The sequence below is a fragment of the Streptomyces sp. NPDC050636 genome, assembly GCF_040654775.1.
Lineage (GTDB): Bacteria > Actinomycetota > Actinomycetes > Streptomycetales > Streptomycetaceae > Streptomyces.
The window spans coordinates 1-23140 of sequence record NZ_JBFAIP010000050.1; the positions used below are offsets into that span (position 1 = coordinate 1).

The following is a 23140-nucleotide window of genomic DNA, read 5'->3' on the forward strand; positions in this document are numbered from 1 at the left end:
CGCCCGGTTACATTCCGAACCCGGAAGCTAAGCCTTTCAGCGCCGATGGTACTGCAGGGGGGACCCTGTGGGAGAGTAGGACGCCGCCGAACAATCATTGCGAAAGCCCCGTTGGGAACTTGGTTCCTGGCGGGGCTTTTCTGCGTTCCCGGACAGAAACGGATGATCTCGGACCCGGGGCACGGCACGGCCGGCGGGGCAGGTAAGGTCAGGGGGCATCATTGGCACATTTCCCACAGGAGGCCCCCGCGTGGAGGTCCAGGAGACGCGGGTCCAGACGGATCGCGTCCTCACCATCCCGAACATTCTGAGCATGGCGCGCCTGGTCGGCGTGCCGGTGTTCCTGTGGTTGGTCCTGTGGCCGGAATTCGGCGGCCCCAACGCTGATGGGTGGGCGCTGCTCGTGCTCGCCCTGAGCGGCGTCAGCGACTACCTGGACGGCAAGCTCGCCCGGCGCTGGAACCAGGTCAGCAGCCTGGGCCGGATCCTCGATCCTGCCGCCGATCGGCTGTACATTCTCTCCACCCTCGTCGGCCTGACGTGGCGTGAGGTTCTGCCGCTCTGGCTCACCGCGGCCCTGTTGGCGCGTGAACTGATGCTGCTCATCGCGGTCGGATTCCTCGCACGCCACGGTTACGGCCCTCCCCAGGTGAACTTCCTGGGCAAAGCGGCTACGTTCAACTTGATGTATGCCTTCCCGTTGCTCCTGCTGAGTGACGGCGAGGACTGGCTTCACATGCTCGCTGCTGTTTTCGGATGGGCGTTCGCCGGATGGGGTACCGCGCTCTACTGGTGGGCAGGGATCCTCTACGTGGTCCAGGTCCGCCGGCTCATCAGGGCGGACCCCACGGCCGACTGAACTCGCCGAACCGGCAGATTGTGCCAAGGCCCGGCGCCCGTACGCGCGAACAGGTGGGCGTTCTGGACAGGTGAAGTCGGCAAGACCGTCGTCTCTTCGAGGAGGACGCTTCCGACATGAAGGCCGTTGTGATGGCCGGTGGCGAAGGAACACGCCTTCGCCCCATGACGTCCAGTATGCCCAAGCCCCTGCTGCCAGTGGCCAATAGGCCGATCATGGAGCATGTGCTCAGGTTGCTGAAACGGCATGGTCTCAGTGAGACCGTCGTGACTGTGCAATTCCTTGCCTCGCTCGTCCGGAACTACTTCGGCGACGGGGAAGAGCTCGGAATGGAGCTCACATACGCCAACGAGGAAAAGCCGCTGGGCACCGCCGGCAGCGTGAAGAATGCTGAGGAAGCCCTCAAGGACGATGCCTTCCTCGTCATCTCCGGTGATGCTCTCACCGACTTCGATCTCACCGACCTGATCCGGTTCCACAAGGAAAAGCGTGCCCTCGTCACCGTCTGTCTCACGAGGGTGCCCAATCCGCTCGAATTCGGCATCACCATCGTCGATGAAGCCGGCAAGGTCGAACGGTTCCTGGAGAAGCCCACCTGGGGCCAGGTTTTCTCGGACACCGTCAACACCGGTATCTACGTCATGGAGCCGGAGGTCTTCGACTATTTCGAGCCCGACGTCTCGGTGGACTGGTCCGGGGATGTCTTTCCGCAGCTCATGAAGGAAGGCAAGCCGATCTACGGCTATGTCGCCGAGGGCTACTGGGAGGACGTCGGTACCCATGAGAGCTATGTGAAGGCCCAGGCCGATGTGCTGGAGGGCAAGGTCGATGTCGAAATCGACGGCTTCGAGATCTCTCCGGGCGTGTGGGTCGCCGAGGGCGCCGACGTACACCCGGACGCCGTACTGCGCGGTCCGCTGTACATCGGTGACTACGCCAAGATTGAAGCGGGTGCGGAGATCCGTGAGCACACCGTCGTCGGCTCCAACGTCGTCGTGAAGAGCGGTGCGTTCCTCCACAAGGCCGTGGTGCACGACAACGTCTACATCGGGCAGCACAGCAATCTGCGAGGCTGCGTGATCGGCAAGAACACCGACATCATGCGGGCCGCACGGATCGAGGACGGCGCAGTCATCGGCGATGAATGCCTCGTCGGCGAGGAATCGATCGTCCAGGGCAATGTACGGGTCTATCCGTTCAAGACCATCGAGGCCGGCGCTTTCGTCAATACCTCGGTGATCTGGGAATCCCGGGGCCAGGCGCACCTGTTCGGAGCACGCGGTGTGTCCGGGATCCTCAATGTCGAGATCACCCCGGAGCTCGCCGTACGGCTTGCAGGCGCCTACGCCACCACGCTCAAGAAGGGCTCCACGGTCACCACGGCCCGGGACCACTCCCGCGGCGCGCGGGCGCTCAAGCGGGCGGTGATCTCCGCGTTGCAGGCCAGCGCCATCGACGTACGCGACCTGGAGAACGTCCCGCTGCCCGTGGCCCGCCAGCAGACCGCCCGCGGCAGCGCCGGCGGGATCATGGTGCGTACGACACCGGGGGTGCCGGACTCCGTCGACATCATGTTCTTCGACGAGCGGGGCGCCGATCTCTCCCAGGGCGGGCAGCGCAAGCTCGACCGGGTCTATGCCCGCCAGGAGTATCGCCGCGCCTTCCCGGGCGAGATCGGCGATCTGCGTTTCCCGGCCAGTGTGTTCGACGCCTATACCGGGTCCCTTCTGCGGGCCGTGGACACCACGGGCATCAGCGAGTCCGGGCTGAAGGTCGTCGTGGATGCCTCGAACGGCAGCGCCGGCCTGGTCCTGCCCAGTCTCCTAGGGCGGCTCGGCGTCGACGCGCTGACCATCAACCCCGGCCTCGACGAATCCCGGCCGACCGAGTCCGCCGATACCCGGCGCGCTGGGCTCGTCCGGCTCGGCGAGATCGTGGCCTCCGCCCGGGCTGCCTTCGGTGTGCGTTTCGACCCCGTGGGGGAGCGGCTGTCCCTGGTGGACGAACGCGGCCGGATCATCGAGGACGACCGCGCTCTGCTCGTCCTGCTGGATCTGGTGGCGGCCGAACGCCGCAGTGGCCGGGTGGCGCTGCCGGTGACCACGACCCGGATCGCCGAGCAGGTCGCGGCGTATCACGGGACGCAGGTGGAGTGGACGACCACATCGCCGGACGATCTGACGCGGGTGGGCCGCGACGATGCCACGGTCTTCGGCGGGGACGGTCTGGGCGGCTTCATCATCCCGGAGTTCAGCAGTGTCTTCGACGGTGCCGCCGCATTTGTCCGGCTGATCGGTCTGGTGGCCCGTACGCAGCTCACGCTCAGCCAGATCGACGCACGGATTCCGCGGGCGCATGTGCTGCGCCGTGACCTGGCGACGCCCTGGGCCGTCAAGGGCCTGGTCATGCGGCATGTGGTCGAGGCGGCCGGGGACCGTGACGTGGACACCACCGACGGTGTGCGGGTCGTGGAGACCGACGGCCGCTGGGTGCTGGTGCTGCCGGACCCGGGCGAGGCGGTCACCCATCTGTGGGCGGAAGGGCCGGACGACGCGTCCGCTCAGCAACTGCTGGACGAGTGGTCAGCGGTGGTGGACAGCGCCGGACGGTGACCAGGGACCCCACCGGCGTGCGCGATTCGGCACGCCGGTGGGGCCATTGGGAGAGTCCGCGGGCGACGTGGGACGATGTGCGGCATGTCGCAGCAGCGCCCCGATCGGAGCACTCCCCAGAAGCCGGCCGTGCGCCCCGATGCGTCCATGTCGCTGCTGACCAATGTGATGGATCACAGCCTCGACGACGGATACGCCGAGGCCGCCGCGCGTAAGTCCGCGGCGGGCGTGGGCGGTCTGCCGCGTACTCTCCGGGCGAAGCTGGGCCTCGCGGCCGGGCTGGTGCTGGCGGCGGTCGTTGTGACGGTCGGCGCCGCCCAGGCGCGGATAGCCGCGCCGACGCTGGCCAAGGAACGCGAAGAGCTCATCAACCGTATCGAGAAGGGCACCGCCGAGGCGGACAAGCTGCAGGAGCGGGTCGACACGACGCGGGACGCCGTCAGCCGGATGCAGCGTGAGGCGCTGAAGAAGCACGGCGGCGACAAGACCGAACTGCTGGCGCTGCTGTCCGGTTCGACCCAGGTCACCGGTCCCGGTGTGCGGCTCGTCGTGGACGATGCCAAGGATGCCGAGTCCAACGGTGGCGGGCCGCGCGAAAGCAGTGGTTTTTCGGACACCGGCCGGGTACGTGACAGGGATATGCAGCGCGTCGTCAACGGCCTCTGGGAGTCCGGTGCGGAGGCCATCTCCGTCAATGGGCAGCGGCTTACGTCACTCTCGGCGATCAGAGCCGCGGGAGACGCCATACTGGTCGACAACAAGCCACTGGTGCCGCCCTATACGGTGCTGGCGGTGGGGGACGGGCAGCGGCTCAGCACCGCGTTCCAGGACAGCGCCGACGGTCAGTATCTGCATGTGCTGCAGGAGAACTACGGCGTACGCACCAGGATTTCCGCTGAGAACGAGGTCACGCTGCCGCCCGCGCCCAGCTTGATCGTACGTACAGCAAAGCCGCAGGCCGGTGCCGCGAAGGCGGACGGCGCCGACACAGGGAAGGGCACATCGTGATCGCCGTACTGGGCCTGATCGTGGGAGTCGTGGTCGGACTTGTCGTCCGACCCGTGGTGCCGACGGTGGTCGAGCCCTACTTGCCGATCGCTGTCGTCGCGGCACTGGACGCCGTGTTCGGTGGTCTGCGCGCGATGCTGGACGGCATCTTCGACGACAAGGTCTTCGTCGTCTCCTTCCTGTCCAACGTCGTCGTCGCCGCGCTGATCGTCTTCCTCGGTGACAAGTTGGGCGTCGGAGCCCAGCTCTCCACCGGCGTCGTCGTGGTACTGGGCATCCGGATCTTCTCCAACGCTGCCGCGATCCGCCGGCACGTCTTCAGGGCGTGAGGCGGATGGCTACGGACGAGACACCAGAGCCGGAGAAGAAGCCGGAACCGGAGCAGGGGCGCGGCCCGGCCGACCGGCGGCCGATGCCTCCCGAGAGTCGGCCCGCCCCTGGGCAGGCGGCAGATGGGGCACCGGACAAGGAATCGGACGGCGGGGCACAGAACGAGGGCGAAGCGGCGGACGCCGCCACCTCGGACACAACGCCGGAAGACGGGACTCCGGGACAACCGGAGACCGGCCGGCAGCGGCTCGCCGCGAGCCTGTGGCCGCCGCGGCTGACCCGTGCTCAACTGATCGTTGCTGTACTCCTGTTCATTCTCGGCCTCGGCCTGGCGATTCAGGTACGTTCCACGAGTGACAGCAGTGCGCTGCGGGGTGCGCGCCAGGAGGACCTGGTGCGCATCCTGGACGAGCTGGACAACCGCTCACAGCGGTTGACGGACGAGCAGCGGCGCCTGGAAGGGCAGAAAACCGAGCTGGAGAACAGCTCGGACCAGGCCGAGGAGGCCCGCAAACAGACCGTGGAGAAGGAGCAGCAGCTGGGTGTGCTGGCCGGGACCGTCGCGGCTCAAGGGCCCGGCATCAACCTGGCCATCGACGACCCCACGCACTCCGTCGAGGCGGACAAGCTGCTGGACACCATCCAGGAGCTGCGGGCGGCCGGAGCCGAGGCCATTCAGGTCAATGACGTACGGGTCGTCGCGAACACCTATCTCTCGGATGTTCGGGGCGGCGTGGAGATTGACGGCAAACGGGTTACACAGCCGTTCCGTTTCAAGGTCATCGGCAAGCCGGAGGACCTGGAACCGGCTTTGAACATCCCCGGCGGGGTCGTTCAGACGCTGGAAAAAGAGCAGGCCAAGGTGGCTGTGACCCGTGAGGAGAAGATCATTGTGAACGCCTTGCGAGTGGCGAAGCGGCCTGACTACGCTCGGTCGTCATCGCAGTGAGGCGTCCACGAATGGCGATGGCCCGGGGAGGGCATGTGGTAGCGGGGGGTCGACGCACCGTGCGTGTGGTGTGTGGTGGAAACTGTCTGAAGGCCACGGACGTTCACAGGATGTCCGGATCGGCCGGTGTGTGCATCGAGGGTTCGTCCTGCCCCACGGGCGGGTCTGTTTCGTTCAAGGGGAATCGCCCGTGAAGTTGTTTGGAAAGCTGTTCGGCAAGAGCGCACGCCAGGAGGCCGGCGGCTCCGCGCGGCACCGCGCTCCGCGCCAGCCCGATGAGAGCGGCGCAGGTGAGGACCGTCCGCTCTTCCGTGATGAGGTCGGCGGTCCGTCTGGGGGGCACGGGGCGGGTTCTGTTGACCCCTCCGGGGCCGCCCGCATAGGTTCCCAGGAACCATCAGCCTCTCGCACGGGTGGAGGGTCGGCCTTGCCGGTTTGTACGAGGTGTGGGCACCAGAACGCAGAGGCGAGCCGGTTCTGCTCCAACTGCGGTGCGCCGTTGCGTCCGGGAGCGCAGGCCGAGCGCGCGTCCGAGACGACGTCGACCATCTCCATTTCGGGGCTTGAGGCCTATGACGCGGAGGCGACCGGGCAGACCCTGACGCCGTCGCTGTCCCCCGAGGCCCAGGCGGCGGTCGATGCGCTTCCCGTGGGCTCGGCGCTGCTGATCGTCCGCCGGGGTCCGAACTCGGGCAGCCGCTTCCTTCTGGACGGCGAGCTGACGACGGCGGGCCGCCACCCGCAGAGCGACATCTTCCTCGACGATGTGACGGTCTCCCGCCGCCATGTGGATTTCCGTCGCGGCCAGGACGGCGCGTTCACGGTCTCCGACGTCGGCAGCCTGAACGGCACCTACGTCAACCGTGAGCGGATCGATTCTGTCGTGCTCTCCAATGGCGACGAGGTCCAGATCGGCAAGTACCGCCTGGTCTTCTACGCGAGCCAGCGCGGGGCCGGTATCTGACCGGCCAGGGAAGGCATATGCGCCATACACCGACAGGCGGTGCCGGTTCTGCCGGCACCGCCTCCTCGGACGGCAAGCCGGTGAGCATCGGCACGGTGCTCAATGTGCTGCGCGAGGAGTTCCCCGAGGTCACCATCTCCAAGATTCGCTTCCTGGAGGCCGAGGGGCTGGTCGAGCCGAAGCGCACGCCTTCCGGTTACCGCAAATTCACCGTGGAGGACGTCGCGCGGCTGGCGAGCGTCCTGCGGATGCAGCGGGACCACTATCTGCCGCTGAAGGTCATCCGGGAGCATCTGGACGCCCTGGAGCGCGGTGAGCGGGTGCAGCTGCCCGCCCAGGCCGCGCCGCCCTCCAGGGACCTGGTGGACGGCGTGCACGACCCCGACGAGGAGCGGCCGACGGCGGCCCGGATCGGCCGGGCCGAGCTGCTGGCCGCCGCAGAGGTGGACGAGGCCGCGCTCGCCGACTGGGAGTCGTACGGACTGATCGTTCCCGACGCGGGCGGGGGCTACGACATCGAGGCCGTCACGGTCGCCAAGCTGGTCGCGGATCTGGGCCGTTTCGGTCTCGAACCGCGGCATCTGCGTGCCGTGAAAGCGGCGGCCGAGCGCGAGGCCGGCCTGGTCGAGCAGGTCGTTGCACCCCTTCGGCGGCACCGCAATCCGCAGACCAGAGCCCATGCCGAGGCCACCGCCAGAGAGCTGGCGACGCTGTCCGTACGGCTGCATGCGGCGTTGGTCCAGACCGCTTTGCGGGTCCGGCTCCAGTGAGCAAAAGAGTGCCCGACTACCCAAACCGGCCGGGCACGTCCTAGGGTTACTGTGTGAACGAGCTCGACGTCGTGGGTGTCCGGGTGGAAATGCCTTCCAGCCAACCGATCGTGCTCCTGCGGGAGGTGGGAGGCGATCGCTACTTGCCCATTTGGATCGGGCCAGGGGAGGCGACCGCCATTGCTTTCGCCCAGCAGGGCATGGTCCCTGCCAGGCCGCTGACGCACGACCTTTTCAAGGACGTGCTGGAAGCGGTGGGCCAGGAGCTGACGCAGGTCCGCATCACGGATCTGCGCGAGGGAGTGTTCTACGCCGAATTGGTCTTCGCCAGCGGCGTCGAGGTCAGCGCGCGTCCGTCTGATGCCATAGCGCTGGCGTTGCGCACCGGAACGCCGATTTTCGGTACCGACGGTGTGCTGGACGACGCGGGGATCGCGATCCCGGACGAGCAGGAGGACGAGGTGGAGAAGTTCCGCGAGTTCCTCGACCAGATCTCGCCCGAGGACTTCGGCACCAACAGTCAGTGATCGGCCGCCGGACATCTGATTCCGGCCAATCTGCTAGGCCTTCCCCGTGCGAGGTCACGAGAAACCACTCGTAGGGTGATTATCACTCGGCGTGGCGAGCGCGGCGATCGTTGACGCACCCCGAGCGACTGCATACCGTCGATGTGGCAGGTCCCGTCCGGGACGTGGAGGACGGAGGGCGGCGTGGCAATCACCGGCGACGGTACGGCGGCGGAAGGGGCGTTGCCGCTCCACTCGGGTGCGACGGCAAACCGTGCCCCGGTTCAGGCCGCCGCGGTGTCGGGGGACCGCGAGGCGCAGAACATCGGCTACCGCGGCCCGACCGCGTGTGCGGCGGCGGGAATCACTTACCGGCAACTCGACTACTGGGCCCGTACGGGCTTGGTGGAGCCGAGCGTCCGGCCGGCGTACGGCTCCGGCACCCAGCGGCTCTACAGCTTCCGGGACGTCGTCGTCCTGAAGATCGTCAAGCGGCTGCTGGACACCGGGGTGTCGCTGCAGAACATCCGCACCGCCGTCCAGCATCTCCGCTCGCGCGGGCTCGCGGATCTGACGCGGATGACGCTGATGAGCGACGGTGCGACGGTCTACGAGTGCACCTCGCCCGACGAGGTCGTCGATCTGCTCCAGGGCGGCCAGGGCGTCTTCGGGATCGCGGTCGGCGTGGTGTGGCGGGACATGGAAAGCGCCCTGTCACAGCTGCACGGAGAGCGCGTGGACACCGGCGAGACGCTGATCGGGAAGAACCCGCACGACGAGCTGGCGCGGCGGCGCAACCGGGCGGGCTGAGGGCCCGTCTCCGGGCCCCGGCCGGGCTTGGGGAGTCTCACCCCGTCGCTCCGCCTCCTTGCGGTTCTGCACGCCGACCTGGTGCGCGGCCCTGCGTCGGGTCGATTGTCAGTGGTGTGCGGCAGCATCGGAGATGTGAGAAGTGCGCCGACGATCCTGCATCTGGACATGGATGCGTTCTACGCGGCCTGTGAGCAGGCGGCCAAGCCGAGCCTGCGCGGGAAGCCCGTGGTGGTCGGCGGGATCGGGCCGCGCGGTGTCGTAGCCACGGCCTCGTACGAGGCCCGGGTCTTCGGGATTCGCTCCGCGATGCCCACGGCCCAGGCGCGCCGGCTGTGCCCCAACGCCGCGTATCTCCATCCGCGTTTCACGCTCTACCGTCAGGTGAGTGATGCGGTGATGGAGCTGCTGCGGGCGCTGTCGCCGCTGGTGGAGCCGCTGAGTCTGGACGAGGCGTTCGTGGATCTGGAGGCCGGCGGTGTCGTGGCGGAGACGTCCGCCGTACGGGCCGTGGGGGAGAAGCTGCGGCGCGACATCCGGGCGGTCACGGGTCTGACCGGTTCGGTGGGCCTCGCGGGGGCCAAGTTGCTTGCGAAGATCGGTTCCGAGGCGGCGAAGCCGGACGGGCTGGTGGTGATCGAGCCCGGTACGGAGCGGGAGCTGCTGGGGCCGATGACGGTGCGGACGCTGCCCGGGGTGGGCCCCGCGACGGCCGAGGCGCTGCGGCGGGCAGGCATCACGACGGTCGCGGAGACCGCGGAGGCCGGTGAGGCGGAGCTGGTGCGGCTGCTCGGCAAATCCCACGGCGCCGGGCTCTATGCGATGGCGCTGGGCAAGGACGACCGGCCGGTGGTTGCCGATCGGGACGCGAAGTCCGTCTCGGTCGAGGACACCTTCGAAGTCGATCTGACCGACCGGACGCGGGTGCGGGCGGAGCTGGTGCGGCTGGCCGACCGCTGTGTGCAGCGGCTGCGGGCCGCCGGGCGCTCCGGGCGCACGGTGGTGATCAAGGTGCGGAACTACGACTTCTCGACGTTGACCCGTTCGGAGACGCTGCGCGGTCCCACCGACGATCCCGGCGTCGTACGCGAGGCCGCCGCGCGGCTGCTGGAGACGGTGGACACGACCGGCGGGGTGCGGCTGCTGGGCGTGGGGGTGAGCGGGCTCGCCGACTTCACCCAGGAGGACCTGTTCGCGCAGTTGGCGACGGAGCGGGAGGCCGAGGAGACGGCGCAGGCCGCACCGGAGTCGGCGGCGGACGACGCGAGCGAGCCGGAGCCCGAGCAGGAGCGACCGCGCCGCTGGCATCCGGGGCTGGACGTGGTGCACGACGAATTCGGCGCCGGCTGGGTGCAGGGGAGCGGAGTGGGGCGGGTGACCGTACGTTTCGAGACGCCGTGGTCCGCACCGGGGAGGGTGCGGACCTTCGCCGTCGACGACCCGGCGCTGCGGCCGGGAGAGCCATTGCCGCTGGTGGTGGGCGGGGTGCCGGAGGCGGGTCAGTCCTCGCCGGCGATCCGGCCGAAGTCCTTGTCGGCGGGCGGCGAGGACGGTACCGAGTCCGATGCGGGGGAGGAGATATCCAGCCGGTAGTGGTGGTAGAGCTGGAGTTCCTGCTCGGGGGAGAGATGCCGGCCTACGCCGAAGTCCGGGGCGTCCTTGATCAGCTTGCGGTCATAGGGGATGCGCAGCCCCTCTTCGATCATTTCGCTCGGCTCCAGGGGGACGAATGCGTCCCGGCTGAAGAGTCCGGTGCGTACGGCCGCCCATTCGGGTTCCCCCGTCGCATCGTCGAGATACACCTCGTCGATGGTGCCGATTTTGGTGCCGTGCCGGTCGAACGCCTTGCGGCCGATCAGGCTCCGGGGATCGATATCGGTTTGCACGGCCCCTCCAAACGCTCGCAATTGCCCTGTAGACAACTACCAAACGGCACATTTCATGCCCCGGCCACTCGAACGATCCCTCAGAGGGTGCGCTGGTAGGCTGACGAATGGCCGCTGACCCCATGCGGGAGAGTCCTTTGTCGTTCGCGACGGGGGCGCCGAAGGAGCAAATCCTCCCCGGAATCTCTCAGGCACACGTACCGCATGGACGAGGTCACTCTGGAAAGCAGGGCGGGCCACGGACAGGCACAGCGCCGGAGCCCATCCTCACCGACGGTGAAAGTCGGACCGCAGCGCGGGCCGGTGAAGCTCTCAGGTTGAGATGACAGAGGGGGAGGCCGTCCGGGCACCAGCGCCGTGGTGCCCCTCGTAGGTCGTATTGACCAGGAGGCCCCCGCAGATGACCACCAATCGCATCTCCTTGACCGAGCTGGAGCGCGGCATCCCGTTCGAGCACCGGCACATCGGTCCCGACCACGAGGCGCAGGCGAAGATGCTCGCGCACATCGGATTCGGATCGCTCGACGAGCTCACCGCGACGGCCGTACCCGACGTGATCAAGAGCGCCGAGGCGCTCGGCCTGCCGCAGGCCCGTTCCGAGGCCGAGGTCCTGGAGGAGCTGCGCGCCCTGGCGGACCGTAACCAGGTCCTGTCCTCCATGATCGGCCTCGGCTACTACGGCACGTTCACCCCGCCGGTGATCCTTCGCAATGTCATGGAGAACCCCTCCTGGTACACGGCGTACACGCCCTACCAGCCGGAGATCTCGCAGGGCCGCCTGGAGGCGCTGCTGAACTTCCAGACGGTGGTCGCCGACCTGACCGGACTGCCCACCTCCGGCGCCTCCCTGCTGGACGAGGGCACCGCCGCCGCCGAGGCGATGGCGCTGTCCCGCCGCATCGGCAAGGTCAAGCAGGGCGTCTTCCTGGTCGACGCCGACTGTCTGCCGCAGACCATCGCCGTGATCCAGACCCGCGCCGAACCGACCGGTGTCGAGGTCGTCGTCGCGGACCTCACCGACGGCATTCCCGTGGAGATCGCCGAGCGCGGCGTCTTCGGCGTGCTGCTGCAGTACCCCGGCGCCTCCGGCGCGGTGCGTGACCCGCGCGCCGTCATAGCGCAGGCCCAGGAGCTCGGCGCGGTCGTCACCGTCGCCGCCGACCTCCTCGCGCTGACGCTGCTGACGTCGCCCGGCGAGCTCGGCGCGGACATCGCCGTCGGCACCACCCAGCGCTTCGGCGTCCCGATGGGCTTCGGCGGACCGCACGCCGGGTTCATGGCCGTACGCGACAAGTTCGCCCGCAGCCTGCCGGGCCGCCTGGTGGGCGTCTCCGTCGACGCCGACGGCAACAAGGCCTACCGCCTCGCGCTGCAGACCCGTGAGCAGCACATCCGCCGCGAGAAGGCCACCAGCAACATCTGCACCGCGCAGGTGCTGCTCGCCGTCATGGCCGGGATGTACGCCGTGTACCACGGCCCCGGCGGCCTCCAGGCCATCGCGCGGCGCACCCACCGCTACGCCACCGTCCTCGCCGAGGGCCTGCGGGCCGGCGGCGTGGAGATCGTGCACGGCGCATACTTCGACACTCTGACCGCGCGGGTGCCCGGACGGGCCGCCGAGGTCGTCGCCGCCGCCCGTGAGGCCGGCGTCAACCTCCGCCAGGTCGACGCCGACCTGGTCGGCATCGCCTGCGACGAGACCACCGGGCGCGCGCAGCTGGCCGGCGTCTGGAGCGCCTTCGGCATCCAGGCCGACATCGAGCAGCTGGACGCGGCCGCCGCCGACACGCTGCCGCAGGCGCTGCTGCGCGCCGACGACTACCTGACCCACCCGGTCTTCCACCAGCACCGCTCCGAGACCGCGATGCTGCGCTACCTGCGCACCCTCGCCGACAAGGACTACGCGCTGGACCGCGGCATGATCCCGCTCGGCTCCTGCACCATGAAGCTGAACGCCACCACCGAGATGGAGCCGGTCACCTGGCCCGAGTTCGGGCAGCTGCACCCGTTCGCGCCGGCCGCCCAGGCACAGGGCTACCTCACGCTCATCCAGGAGCTGGAGGAGCGGCTGGCCACGGTCACCGGCTACGACAAGGTCTCCATCCAGCCGAACGCGGGCTCCCAGGGCGAGCTGGCCGGCCTGCTGGCCGTGCGTGCCTACCACCGGGCCAACGGCGACGAGCAGCGCACCGTCTGCCTGATCCCGTCCTCCGCGCACGGCACCAACGCCGCCAGCGCCGTGATGGCCGGGATGAAGGTCGTCGTCGTCAAGACCGGCGAGGACGGCGAGGTCGACGCCGACGATCTGCACGCCAAGATCGAGAAGTACCGTGACGAGCTCGCGGTCCTGATGGTCACCTACCCGTCCACGCACGGCGTGTTCGAGGAGCACATCACCCAGATCTGCGCCGCGGTGCACGACGCCGGCGGTCAGGTCTACGTCGACGGCGCCAACCTGAACGCGCTGGTCGGCCTCGCCGAGCCCGGCAAGTTCGGCGGCGATGTCTCGCACCTCAACCTGCACAAGACCTTCTGCATCCCGCACGGTGGCGGCGGTCCCGGTGTCGGCCCGGTCGGCGTACGCGCCCACCTGGCGCCCTACCTCCCCAACCACCCGCTGCAGCCCACCGCGGGCCCCGAGACGGGCGTCGGACCGATCTCCGCGGCCCCCTGGGGCTCTGCCGGGATCCTGCCGATCTCCTGGGCGTATGTCCGGCTGATGGGCGGGGAGGGCCTCAAGCGCGCCACCCAGGTCGCGGTGCTCAGCGCCAACTACATCGCCAAGCGCCTGGAGCCGCACTACCCGGTGCTCTACACGGGCCCCGGCGGCCTGGTCGCCCACGAGTGCATCATCGACGTCCGGCCGCTGACCAAGGCGACCGGCGTGAGCATCGACGATGTCGCCAAGCGGCTGATCGACTACGGCTTCCACGCGCCGACGATGTCCTTCCCGGTGGCCGGCACGCTGATGATCGAGCCGACCGAGAGCGAGGACCTCACCGAGCTGGATCGATTCTGCGATGCCATGATCGCGATCCGCGCGGAAATCGAGAAGGTCGGGTCGGGGGAGTGGGACGAGGACGACAACCCGCTGCGCAACGCCCCGCACACCGCGGACGCGCTGGCCGGTGACTGGGCGCACTCCTACACCCGCGAAGAGGCGGTCTTCCCGGCCGGAGTCGTGCCCGCGGAGAAGTACTGGCCGCCGGTGCGCCGGATCGACGGCGCCTTCGGTGACCGTAACCTCGTCTGCTCCTGCCCCCCGCTGGACGAGTACGACGGCTGATCCGTCCACGCACCATCAAGGGCCCTCGGCAGTTCGCCGGGGGCCCTGTTGTACGGCTGGCTGCGCGCGGGTCAGGCTGCGGTGACGACCCGTGCGCCGCCGAGCGGCCGGTGCGGGGCGATGACCTGCCCGTCCGGCAGGAGCTCACCGGTGTCCTCGAAGAGCAGGACGCCGTTGCACAGCAGGCTCCAGCCCTGCTCCGGGTGGTGCGCTACAGGGTGTGCGGCTTCCCGGTCGCTGGAGTCTGCTGACGGGCATGGCGGTTGGTGCTGACACATGGAAGTTGTCTTTCGCTGCGGTGTGGTGAACGTCGTCTCGCGGCTCGATGTGGTCGTCATGGCCGCTCCCCCGTTTCCTCGATCGGTCCCAGTGTTGCCCTACGGAGGTGATTCCGCAGGGATTTCGCAGCAGCGGTACTCACTCGATACGGACGCGTCACCCGTGCGGGCGGTTGCTCTCAAATGCACACCCCTTGCAGGCGGTTGGTAGTGGTAATCGGCGGCTAGCCCGCGCGGGTGAGAACAGCGGAGCGCCCCGCGGCCGGAAGGGGTCGCGGGGCACGCTCCTGCGAGACGGCGTACGCCGTGTGCGCCGGCCCGCGCGTCCCGGGGCGGCGCGTGGGGTCAGGCGGCCGGTGACCCCAGCAGCGGGGCGGGAGTGAGGCGGAGGGTCAGCCGGGGGAGCAGGTCGGCGACGCGCTGCGGGCGGTGTGCGGCGATGCCCGGCGGTGCGGGCGCGAGCGGCACGAGAAGGTCACCGGCGGCGGGAATTCCGTCGGAGCCGTCCGAGTCGATGTCGTGGTGCAGCCACAGGGTGAGCATGTACAGCTCCGGTACGGACAGCAGCCGCGGCTGGGACGGCTCGGTCAGCGACTCGGCCTGCTGCAGGGCCCGTTCGGTCGCGGCGACATAGGGGCCGCCGCAGAAGTGCGAGAACGTCCAGCCGTCGGCGGTGAGCCTCGCCTCGGCGGTCGCCACGGCACGGTCCCCGCCGCGGACCTGGAAGCGCCAGCCGGCCAGGCGGGTGCGCGGCGGGCCGCCCGCATGGCGCCGGACGTCGTCCCATACGTGCACGGGCAGCGGATGGTCCGGGCTCAGCGGACCCTGATGGGCGCGCAGGGCGGAGGCCGGGGCCTCGCGGACGGCGGTGGGCGAGCCGAGGGCGGCGAGAACGCTGCGCAGGGCGGGCGCAGGGGCGGGGGGAACATGCAGCGGCATGATGGGTCGCCTCTCACTTCGGAGACACGGTGGAGCTGGGCAGGTGCGGACGGCGCTGTCAGCGTGCGGGGTCAGAGCAGGGCCGGCCGGAGCTGCGGCCCGGCGGGGTCAGCCGCTGTGCCCCGGCACCGGTGAGAACACCGCAATCTGGGCGCCAAGTCTCTGCCTCGTGAGGGGGAGTTTATACGACGTATGTTCTCAATGTGTTTCGGCTACCTTCCGTGTGAATTTCCGGCAAGGCGGAATCCAGACTCCTGGCCGGGGTGTTATCCGCCTCTTTGCGCGGGGCTTTGAGGCGTCACCTCGTATTCCTTCACCGACGCGGTAGGCCGGATCTCGTCGGTGATTTTCACCAGGGAAATGCGGGCGGCTATTGCCACCCGGATATGCCCCTGGAGGCCGCTGCGAACTCTGCTGATTCGAGCCTATCGGCACCGGCCTGCCGGTGAGGCGTTATGGATCAGATCGCCGGGGCATCATCGACCGTAGCGTGTGCCCCGGCGGTACCGGGGAGGCCCCAAGCGGCCCGTGGCTGCGGGCCGTTCACTTGAGAAGGGACCCTTCGATGGGGGAGAAGTTCGCCGCGGACGGGATCGATCTGGCGGACCGGGAGCGTTGTCGAAGAAAGCTTCACGAGTGTCTTGAGGCATTGCGGAGGATGCTGGCGGAGAAGCGGTTCGACCGGCCCAGAAACCTCATGGGTCTGGAGATCGAGCTGAATCTTGCGGGCGCCGACGGGCTGCCCCGCATGATGAACTCCCAAGTGCTCGACCGTATCGCGAGCCGCGATTTCCAGACCGAACTCGCCCAGTGCAATCTGGAGGTCAACGTCATGCCGCACCGTTTGTGCGGCCGCGTCCTGGACCAGCTTGCCGAGGAACTCCGTACCGGCCTCGCCTACGCCGACCGGAAAGCCCGCGAGGTCGCCGCCCAGATCGTGATGATCGGCATTCTGCCGACCCTGACCGCCGCCGACCTCACGGTCGCCAGCATCTCCGAGAGCGACCGCTATGTGCTGCTCAACGACCAGATGCGGGCCGCCCGGGGTGAGGACTTCGCGATCGACATACAGGGCGTCGAGCATCTGCTCACCCGCTCGCCCTCGATAGCGCCGGAGGCCGCCTGCACCTCGGTCCAGCTGCACCTCCAGGTGACACCGAGTCGCTTCGCCGCCGTCTGGAACGCCGCGCAGGCCGTCGCCGCGGTACAGGTGGCGGTCGGCGCCAACGCGCCGTTCGTGTTCGGGCGTGAGGTGTGGCGCGAGTCCCGGCCGCCGGTCTTCCAGCAGTCCACGGACACCCGGGCGCCCGAGCTCAAGGCCCAGGGGGTGCGCCCGCGCACCTGGTTCGGCGAGCGCTGGATCGACTCCGTATACGACCTCTTCGAGGAGAATCTGCGCTACTTTCCGCCGCTGCTGCCGTTCTGCGGGTCGCAGGAGCCGCTACGGGTCCTCGATGAGGGCGGGGCGCCGGACCTGGCCGAACTGGCACTGCACAACGGAACGATCTACCGCTGGAACCGCCCCGTCTACGCGGTCGCCGACGGCGTCGCGCACCTGAGGGTGGAGAACCGCGTGCTGCCGGCCGGCCCCACCATCGCCGACGTCATCGCCAACACGGCCTTCTACTACGGCATGGTGCGGGCACTGGCCGAGGAACCGCGTCCCATCTGGACCCGGCTTCCGTTCGCCGCCGCGGCCGAGAACTTCGACGCCGCCTGCAAGAACGGCATCGACGCCGCCCTCCTCTGGCCGCGTTCCGGACGCGGCGGAGTCACCGAGATTCCGGCCGTACGGCTCGTACGCCAGGAGCTGCTGCCGCTGGCCGCTGCCGGACTGGACGCCTGGGGCGTCGAACCGGCCGACCGCGACCACTACCTGGGCATCATCGAAGCGCGCTGCGTACGCCGTGTGAACGGGGCGTCCTGGCAGGCCGCCGCCTATCACCACGCGGTGCACCAGGGTCTCGGACGGGATGCTGCGCTCGCCGCGATGACCCGGCGTTACAGCGAGCTGATGCAGACCGGGGAGCCGGTGCACACCTGGCCGGTCGCCTGGGCGGTCGGCCGGCCCGCGGTACCGGAGGAGCGCCGGGTGGCGGAGGGGGCGTAGGGCCGTCGGCCCGCTCCGCTGACGCCGGTTCCGCGGTCCGTGCGGAGGTCGGTGCCCGCCGCAGTGGGGTCGGCGGCGTCGTGACCGCGCCGCCGGTCTGGTGCTGCCCGCCGTCCACGGAGTGTCGGCGCGCTCGTGATCGATACATCTAGCGCGGACCGTTGCTGCCCGCCTCCATGATGGCTTTGAGGATCACCTGGTGGATCTGCGACGGGTCATTGACGCGATGTGCCGAGCCCCCAGTCGGGGTCACGATCCGGTCCAAGGCAGATTTGTCGGCATCCGGGCCGATCGCGATGGCGATCACCGGCACCGGCCGCGCCGCGTCGGAGAGCTTCTTGAGCTTGCCGACCAGCGCATCGAGGCCAATGCTGCTGGAGTCGTTGTTGGCGCCGTCGGTGACGATGACCAGGGAGTTGAACTTGCCGCTCGCGTAGGACTTACGGGCCTGTTCGTACGCGGCGAGCGTGGTGTCGTACAGGCCGGTGGAGCCGTTGGGCACCGGGGCCAGCGAGCTGAACGCGGCGGCGAGTTCATCGCGGTGGGTGCCGTCGTCCTTGCCGCGGTCGCCGAGCCGGCCGGTGGGGGACAGTTCCCGGTAGTCCTTGTCGCCGTCGAGGAAGGTGGCGAACTTCCACAGCCCGATCTCGTCCTCGGGTGTGAACGTCGCCAGCGCCTGGAGCAGGGAGTTCTTGGCGAGATCCATCCGTGACTGGCCGTTCCGGCCGGGCACCGGGTTGGCCATCGACGCGGAGGCGTCCACGACGGTGGCGATCCGGGCGCTTTGCACCGTGATGGTCCACATGCCCAGCAGCGCCTGGAGTTCCTTTGCCGAGGGCGGATCGGCGAGGTCGGCGGAGTACGGCTGCGGCACGCGCCCGCCGGCCGCGCGCGTCACCTTCCCGTCGGCCTCGCCATTGCCGGCCCGGAAGCCCCGCTCGCGCAGCGCGCGCTGCCCCTCGGCGTCGGCGAGCAGTGTCATGAAGCGGCTGGCGGCGCGTGTCTGGTCGGCGTTCAGACTGCGGTCGTCGACCAGCGTGTACGGGTAGTCGAGCTGGGCGGTGCCGTCCTGGGGGTAGAACAGGTCCAGATCGGGGCCGCCGTCCTCGCCGGTGTTGTGGGCATGGGCGGCCTGTTCGGAGAGCAGCAGCGCCTGGTTGCGGCGCGGGTTGCCCCGTTCCGCACCGGAGTCGTCGCGTGGCAGCGTGGCCAGCAGTTGCCCGTCGCCGTCCGCGGCCCGCTGGTAGAGCAGCTTTGCCGTGGCGGCGGTACGGGTGTCGGCGTCGGCGCCGTCCTTGGAGTTCCCGTCGTTCTTGGCTTCCTTGGAGTGGGAGGCGTTGATACGCGACAGTGCGAGCAGCCCGGTGGCGCTGCGGGCCGGGTCGGCCGCACCGAGGCGCAGTTCGTCGTCGGTGGTCGCGGTCCGGGTCAGCTCGGACCAGGTGTAGGTCTTTTCCGGCCAGCCCAGCGCTTTGGCGGTCTCGGGGACCGCGCCCAGCACGATCGGCGAGGAGGCGATGGTGTCGGTGGTGGTCAGCTGAGTGCCGCCCTCCTTGCCGACCCGGTCCACCCACAGGCTGGAATCCGGTATCCACACCTGGAACCCGGGTTCGACGGGGCGGCCCAAGGTGTCGGCGACCTCGTAGGCGGCCCGCGCGGTGACCTTGACGTCCAGGCACCTTCCGTCGCTGCGCGTCCGTTCCGCGCGGGCCTTGTCGGCCACCGCGCGGACCGCCGGGGCGATATCGGGGGACACGGCCACATCGAGCCGTACCGACATACCGTCGCACGGCCCGCCGAAGCGGATCAGATCGGTGCGCAGCGCCACGACGGAGCCCGCGGCGACGGCGAGGACGACGGCGGTGGAGATGAGGAGGGTGCGGGTGGGGGTACGGGGGCGGGCCCCCGTGTTCTCCGGTCCGGAGCCGTCGGGCAAGCTGTGTCGTCCCATTGCGGTAGCGCCTCTCCTGATTCTCGGAGTCCGATGTACCGGAGCTCGATCGGGATTCGATGGGGAGAGGAAGCGCGCCACGTGGATGGCGCCCGTCCCCGGCCTGTCGCGCGCGATCTTCGTACCTGCTTTCGAGACCCTAGCGGGGCGGTGGTGACAAGGCGGCGGTATTACGGAAGTGGAGGAAGCCGTGCAGTCGGATACAAGTCCCGTGGCCGATGCGGACGTTCCAGGTCAGGGGCCTGGATCGGGGGGCGCAGCGGGGGTGGCCGAGGAGCCTTCCCGAAGTGTGTTGCGGAGCGAGACGCTGATCGTCCTGGCCCTCTCGCTGGGCGCCAGCGGGGTGTCGGCGGTCATCAGCTTCATCGGATCCGTCACCAGGCCCGGTGGCCTCAAGGACCAGGCGGCGACGCTCAACGGATCGCATGCGCCCGGCCGGCCATGGCTGGATCTCGCCTGGCAGCTGTTCGGTATCGCGACCGCGCTGGTGCCCGTCGTGCTGGTGGCGCATCTGCTGCTGCGGGAAGCGCCACCAGGGCAGCGAGGGGCCGGGCTGCGCGCGATCGGCTTCGACCGGGGGCGCCCCGGCTTCGACCTGAGCCGGGGCGCCGGGCTGGCGGCCGTCATCGGCGGCAGCGGTCTGCTGCTCTATCTGGGCGCGCGGGCGGCCGGATTCAATCTGACGGTGGTCCCCGAAGCACTGCCCGACGTGTGGTGGAAGATCCCGGTGCTGATCGCCTCCGCGGTGCAGAACGCCGTGGTGGAGGAGGTCATCGTCGTCGGGTATCTGCTGCGCAGACTGGGCCAGTTGGGCTGGGCGCCGATGGCGGCACTGGCGGCAAGTTCGGTGCTGCGCGGCTCGTACCACCTCTATCAGGGCATCGGCGGCTTCTTCGGCAACATGGTGATGGGCGTGATCTTCGTGCTGCTCTACCGGCGGTGGGGGCGGGTCGGGCCGCTGGTCGCCGCGCATGCCCTGATCGACATCGTGGCGTTCCTCGGCTACGCACTGCTCGCGGGCCGGGTGGGGTGGTTGCCGACGCAGTGAGGTCGGGCGGGGGCGGCGCGCCCCCGCCTCCCACCGAACGGGCCGCGCTCACCCGCCGGCCAGCAGCTCCCCGTCGATGACGGTGACCGCCGAGCCGGTCAGCAGCGTACGGTCGCCGCGCAGTTCGACCCGTACGACGCCGGTGCGGGCGCCACCCTGCAGGCCGACGAGCGCGTCACGGCCGATGCGCGGAGCCCAGAACGGGGCGAGCGCAGTGTGCGCGCTTCCCGTCACGGGATCCTCGTCGATACCCACGTACGGGAAGAAGCCGCGCGAGGCGAAGTCGTAGCCGCCGTCGGGGTCTTCGGCGCGCGCGGTGGCGATCACGCCCCGGCCGCCGCGTCCGGCCAGCGCTTTGAAGTCCGGTGACAGCGCCCGTACGGATTTCTCGTCGGTCAGCTCGACGAGGAGGTCGCCGACGTTCGGGCCGGTGTCGTACGCGCAGCGGATCTCGGCACCCAGCGCTTCGGCGACGACCGGCGGCACCTCGATCGGCGTCAGCGGCGCGGTCGGGAAGTCCATGGAGATCGCCCCGTCGTCACCGGCCGTCGTGGTCAGTACCCCGCTGCGGGTACGGAAGCGGATCGTGCCGGTGGCCGTCTTGGTGGTGTGCAGGACGTGCGCGGTGGCCAGGGTGGCATGCCCGCACATGTTCACTTCGGCGGTCGGGGTGAGCCACCGCAACGCCCAGTCGGCGTCGCCGCCTTCAGGCAGCGGGTGCGCGAAGGCGGTCTCGGAGAGATTGACCTCGGTGGCGACCTGCTGGAGCCAGGCGTCATCGGGGAAGGTGTCGGAGTCGAGGAGTACGACTCCCGCGGGGTTGCCGGCGAACGGACGCTCAGTGAAGGCGTCGACGATGCGAATCCTCATGGGCGCGAGCGTAGGGGCGGCGCAAAGCCGCAGGCCAAGGCCAATCCCGGGAAATTGGACCTGGCGCGCCATCAACCCCCACAGCATGCCCGGGATGATTGCCGCGAGCGGCGCGATGCGTTTGCTCCCGATGACCGGAAGCCGGGTAACGGAGAAGGCCGGCTCGACGCCGTGGTGCCGAGCCGGCCTTTCCGGTGGTGCATTCGCCCTCGGGGGTGCTGAGCCTTCCGCTCGACGGGGCTGGTCAGTCCGTGCCGGACTCCATCGCGGCGCGGTCCAGCATTTCGTCGTCCTCCGAGACCTCGCCGCGGGAGGCGATGGCCTGGGCGCCGCCCTCCGGCATCTCGGGCATGGTGCCGATCAGGCCGGTCGCGGCCGCCTGGGCGGCACCGATGGCGGGGCTGCCGGTGCCGATCAGGCCGAGCCCGGCGTACTGCTCCAGCTTGGCGCGCGAGTCGGCGATGTCGAGGTTGCGCATGGTGAGCTGGCCGATCCGGTCCACCGGGCCGAACGCCGAGTCCTCGGTGCGCTCCATGGACAGCTTGTCCGGGTGGTAGCTGAACGCCGGGCCTGTGGTGTCGAGGATCGAGTAGTCCTCACCGCGCCGCAGCCGCAGCGTCACCTCGCCGGTGACGGCCGCGCCGACCCAGCGCTGCAGCGACTCGCGCACCATCAGTGCCTGCGGGTCCAGCCAGCGGCCCTCGTACATCAGCCGGCCCAGGCGCCGTCCCTCGTTGTGGTACTGGGCGAGGGTGTCCTCGTTGTGGATCGCGTTGACCAGGCGCTCGTACGCCGCGTGCAGCAGGGCCATGCCGGGCGCCTCGTAGATGCCGCGGCTCTTGGCCTCGATGATCCGGTTCTCGATCTGGTCCGACATGCCCATGCCGTGGCGGCCGCCGATGAGGTTGGCCTCCATCACCAGGTCGACGGGGGAGGCGAACTCCTTGCCGTTGATCGTCACCGGGCGGCCCTGGTCGAAGCCGATCGTCACGTCCTCGGTGGCGATCTCGACCGACGGGTCCCAGAACCGCGCGCCCATGATGGGCTCCACGGTCTCCACGCCCGTGTCGAGGTGCTCCAGGGTCTTGGCCTCGTGGGTGGCGCCCCAGATGTTGGCGTCGGTGGAGTATGCCTTCTCCGTGCTGTCGCGGTAGGGAAGGTCGTGGGCGAGAAGCCACTCCGACATTTCCTTGCGGCCGCCGAGCTCGGTCACGAAGTCCGCGTCCAGCCAGGGCTTGTAGATCCGCAGGTGCGGGTTGGCGAGCAGGCCGTACCGGTAGAACCGCTCGATGTCGTTGCCCTTGAAGGTCGAGCCGTCGCCCCAGATCTGTACGTCGTCCTCCAGCATTGCCCGGACCAGGAGGGTGCCCGTGACGGCGCGGCCGAGCGGCGTGGTGTTGAAGTAGGCACGCCCGCCCGAGCGGATGTGGAACGCCCCGCAGGTGAGCGCGGCCAGGCCCTCCTCGACCAGCGCCGCGCGGCAGTCGACCAGGCGCGCGATCTCGGCACCGTAGGCCTTCGCGCGGCCGGGCACCGAGGCGATGTCCGGCTCGTCGTACTGGCCGATGTCGGCGGTGTAGGTGCACGGGACGGCGCCCTTGTCGCGCATCCATGCGACCGCGACCGAGGTGTCGAGGCCGCCCGAGAAGGCGATGCCGACGCGCTCGCCGGCGGGCAGGGAGGTGAGGACCTTAGACATAGGAAGATTATGCATGGCTACGCATGATCATGCAACGTGCGGGGCGGTTCCTGTGCTGCCGGGGCGAAGAAGCTCGCCATGGCGCGGTACTCCCGATTGGGCGAGACGTAGGGACTCGTCTCCCTGGCCCGGTCCAGTGGCTCGACGTGCGGCCCTGCGAGATCCGCTGTCCTGTGCCATCGAGCCTTGAGCGTGTGACACCGAAGTTTGAGCGGTAGCCCGTTGGCGCTCTCAGAGGTCGACGCTGTCGGGGATCTTGACATCG

Annotated in this window: 19 protein-coding genes, 1 rRNA gene and 1 riboswitch; of the genes, 14 read left to right on the top strand and 6 right to left on the bottom strand. The window is 69.3% G+C overall.

What is annotated here, in order from left to right; all coding sequences use genetic code 11:
• The 11 genes from rrf to AB0I10_RS27740 form a co-directional block, all read left to right on the top strand.
• Positions 1-92, top strand: a 5S ribosomal RNA gene (gene rrf / locus AB0I10_RS27690); the annotation flags it as partial.
• 158 nt (positions 93-250) lie between these two features.
• Positions 251-859, top strand: a complete 609-nt coding sequence (locus AB0I10_RS27695; protein WP_363155357.1) for a CDP-alcohol phosphatidyltransferase family protein — start codon at positions 251-253, stop codon at positions 857-859.
• 116 nt (positions 860-975) lie between these two features.
• Positions 976-3471 (top strand): mannose-1-phosphate guanyltransferase, encoded by a 2496-nt coding sequence (locus AB0I10_RS27700; protein WP_363155358.1) that lies wholly within the window; start codon positions 976-978, stop codon positions 3469-3471.
• A gap of 75 nt (positions 3472-3546) precedes the next feature.
• On the top strand, positions 3547-4479 hold the full coding sequence (locus tag AB0I10_RS27705; protein WP_363155359.1) for a DUF881 domain-containing protein: 933 nt from the start codon (positions 3547-3549) through the stop codon (positions 4477-4479).
• Positions 4476-4808 (top strand): small basic family protein, encoded by a 333-nt coding sequence (locus AB0I10_RS27710; protein WP_003984969.1) that lies wholly within the window; start codon positions 4476-4478, stop codon positions 4806-4808. Before AB0I10_RS27705 ends, AB0I10_RS27710 begins: the two co-directional genes overlap by 4 nt.
• A 5-nt stretch (positions 4809-4813) precedes the next feature.
• Positions 4814-5758, top strand: coding sequence for a DUF881 domain-containing protein (locus AB0I10_RS27715; protein WP_363155360.1), 945 nt, complete (start codon positions 4814-4816; stop codon positions 5756-5758).
• A 118-nt stretch (positions 5759-5876) separates the two neighbouring features.
• Positions 5877-6722, top strand: coding sequence for an FHA domain-containing protein (locus AB0I10_RS27720; protein WP_363155393.1), 846 nt, complete (start codon positions 5877-5879; stop codon positions 6720-6722).
• A 17-nt stretch (positions 6723-6739) separates the two neighbouring features.
• A complete protein-coding gene (locus tag AB0I10_RS27725) occupies positions 6740-7492 on the top strand; it encodes a MerR family transcriptional regulator (protein ID WP_363155361.1) in 753 nt (250 codons plus the stop codon).
• Between the two features lie 53 nt (positions 7493-7545).
• Complete coding sequence (locus AB0I10_RS27730; RefSeq protein ID WP_006606439.1) at positions 7546-8019, top strand: bifunctional nuclease family protein; 474 nt, start codon at positions 7546-7548, stop codon at positions 8017-8019.
• A 183-nt stretch (positions 8020-8202) separates the two neighbouring features.
• Entirely contained in the window at positions 8203-8808 is a 606-nt protein-coding gene (locus tag AB0I10_RS27735; RefSeq protein ID WP_363155362.1) for a MerR family transcriptional regulator, read from the top strand.
• A gap of 135 nt (positions 8809-8943) precedes the next feature.
• Positions 8944-10401: a DNA polymerase IV gene (locus tag AB0I10_RS27740; protein WP_363155363.1), complete on the top strand. Its 1458-nt coding sequence runs from the start codon at positions 8944-8946 to the stop codon at positions 10399-10401.
• On the opposite strand, the gene AB0I10_RS27745 is transcribed toward AB0I10_RS27740, so the two are convergent.
• A complete protein-coding gene (locus AB0I10_RS27745; protein WP_363155364.1) occupies positions 10308-10694 on the bottom strand; it encodes a PRC-barrel domain-containing protein in 387 nt (128 codons plus the stop codon). The genes AB0I10_RS27740 and AB0I10_RS27745 overlap by 94 nt on opposite strands.
• Positions 10695-10809: 115 nt before the next feature.
• Positions 10810-10907: riboswitch (glycine riboswitch) on the top strand.
• A 187-nt stretch (positions 10908-11094) separates the two neighbouring features.
• Between AB0I10_RS27745 and gcvP the strand changes: the two genes are divergently transcribed.
• Entirely contained in the window at positions 11095-13980 is a 2886-nt protein-coding gene (gcvP, locus tag AB0I10_RS27750) for an aminomethyl-transferring glycine dehydrogenase (protein ID WP_363155365.1), read from the top strand.
• A 71-nt stretch (positions 13981-14051) separates the two neighbouring features.
• On the opposite strand, the gene AB0I10_RS27755 is transcribed toward gcvP, so the two are convergent.
• Together AB0I10_RS27755 and AB0I10_RS27760 are read right to left on the bottom strand one after the other, a co-directional pair.
• Positions 14052-14258: a DUF5999 family protein gene (locus AB0I10_RS27755; RefSeq protein ID WP_363155394.1), complete on the bottom strand. Its 207-nt coding sequence runs from the start codon at positions 14256-14258 to the stop codon at positions 14052-14054.
• 345 nt (positions 14259-14603) lie between these two features.
• Positions 14604-15197 (bottom strand): hypothetical protein, encoded by a 594-nt coding sequence (locus tag AB0I10_RS27760; protein ID WP_363155366.1) that lies wholly within the window; start codon positions 15195-15197, stop codon positions 14604-14606.
• A gap of 565 nt (positions 15198-15762) precedes the next feature.
• On the opposite strand from AB0I10_RS27760, the gene AB0I10_RS27765 reads away from it, so the two are divergent.
• Positions 15763-17307, top strand: coding sequence for a glutamate--cysteine ligase (locus AB0I10_RS27765; protein WP_363155367.1), 1545 nt, complete (start codon positions 15763-15765; stop codon positions 17305-17307).
• Between the two features lie 148 nt (positions 17308-17455).
• Here the strand turns inward: AB0I10_RS27765 and AB0I10_RS27770 are convergent, their stop codons facing one another.
• Positions 17456-19258: a substrate-binding and VWA domain-containing protein gene (locus AB0I10_RS27770; RefSeq protein ID WP_363155368.1), complete on the bottom strand. Its 1803-nt coding sequence runs from the start codon at positions 19256-19258 to the stop codon at positions 17456-17458.
• A gap of 190 nt (positions 19259-19448) precedes the next feature.
• Between AB0I10_RS27770 and AB0I10_RS27775 the strand changes: the two genes are divergently transcribed.
• Entirely contained in the window at positions 19449-20306 is an 858-nt protein-coding gene (locus AB0I10_RS27775; RefSeq protein WP_363155369.1) for a type II CAAX endopeptidase family protein, read from the top strand.
• Between the two features lie 48 nt (positions 20307-20354).
• Here the strand turns inward: AB0I10_RS27775 and AB0I10_RS27780 are convergent, their stop codons facing one another.
• Positions 20355-21176 (bottom strand): PhzF family phenazine biosynthesis protein, encoded by an 822-nt coding sequence (locus AB0I10_RS27780; protein ID WP_363155370.1) that lies wholly within the window; start codon positions 21174-21176, stop codon positions 20355-20357.
• A 244-nt stretch (positions 21177-21420) separates the two neighbouring features.
• On the bottom strand, positions 21421-22875 hold the full coding sequence (gene argG / locus AB0I10_RS27785; protein WP_363155371.1) for an argininosuccinate synthase: 1455 nt from the start codon (positions 22873-22875) through the stop codon (positions 21421-21423).
• Between the last annotated feature and the right edge of the window lie 265 nt (positions 22876-23140).